Source organism: Burkholderia sp. Bp8963, from assembly GCF_003854275.1.
Classification (GTDB): domain Bacteria; phylum Pseudomonadota; class Gammaproteobacteria; order Burkholderiales; family Burkholderiaceae; genus Burkholderia.
The window spans coordinates 1-1169 of sequence record NZ_QTQP01000153.1; the positions used below are offsets into that span (position 1 = coordinate 1).

Here is a 1169-nt window from a genome sequence, read left to right on the forward strand (position 1 = left end):
AAAGAACGAGCTGTTCGCACTGCTCGGCAGCTCGGGCTGCGGCAAGTCGACGTTGCTGCGCATGCTCGCCGGCCTCGAGACGGCCACCTCCGGCAAGATCTACGTCGACGGCGAGGATCTCGCATCGCTGCCGCCGTACCGCCGCCCGGTGAACATGATGTTCCAGTCGTACGCGCTGTTCCCGCACATGTCGGTCGAGTCGAACGTCGCGTTCGGGCTCAAGCAGGAAGGCACGCCAAAGAACGAGATCAAGGAGCGCGTCGCCGATGCGCTCGCGCTCGTGCAGATGAGCAAGTATGCGAAGCGCAAGCCGCATCAGCTCTCCGGCGGCCAGCAGCAGCGCGTCGCACTCGCGCGCTCGCTCGTGAAGCGCCCGAAGCTGCTGCTGCTCGACGAGCCGATGTCCGCGCTCGACAAGAAGATCCGCCAGAAGACCCAGCTCGAACTCGTGAACATCATCGAGAAGGTCGACGTGACCTGCGTGATGGTCACGCACGACCAGGAAGAAGCGATGACGATGGCGAGCCGCCTCGCGGTGATGAGCGAAGGCAAGATCGTGCAGATCGGCTCGCCCGGCGAGGTGTACGAATACCCGAACAGCCGCTTCTCGGCCGAGTTCATCGGCTCGACGAACCTGTTCGAGGGGCGCGTGGTCGAGGACGAGCCGGATCACATCTTCGTCGAGAGCGACGATCTCGAAACGCGCATGTACGTGAGCCACGGCGTGACGGGCCCGCTCGGGATGCCGGTCGGCATCTCGGTGCGCCCGGAGCGCATCCACGTGTCGGTGACCAAGCCGAATTCGCCGCACAACTGGGCGCGCGGCGTCGTCACCGACATCGCGTACATGGGCAGCTACTCGCTGTATCACGTGCGCCTGCCGAGCGGCAAGACGGTCGTGTCGAACCTGTCCAGCTCGCACCTGATGCACGACGGTGCGCCTGCGTACAACGACGACGTGTTCGTGTCCTGGTCGCCCGCGAGCGGCGTTGTATTGACGCAATGAGGCCGACACGATGAGAACTCCTGCCTCCGCTCCGTCCACGCCACCCACGTCAGTATCGACCGGCGCCGTGGCCGCGACCGCGGCCCGCGCGCGCGCAAGCCGCTTCGCGTCGCTGTCGCGCTTCCTGCCATCCGGCCGCAGCGTCGCGATCGGCGTGCCGTTC

Annotated in this window: 1 protein-coding gene; it reads left to right on the forward strand. The window is 66.0% G+C overall.

Annotated elements, in window-relative coordinates; genetic code table 11:
- On the forward strand, positions 1-1006 hold a 1006-nt coding region (locus DID96_RS37750; protein ID WP_124604398.1), incomplete at its 5' end, for an ABC transporter ATP-binding protein.
- Positions 1007-1169 lie beyond the last annotated feature (163 nt).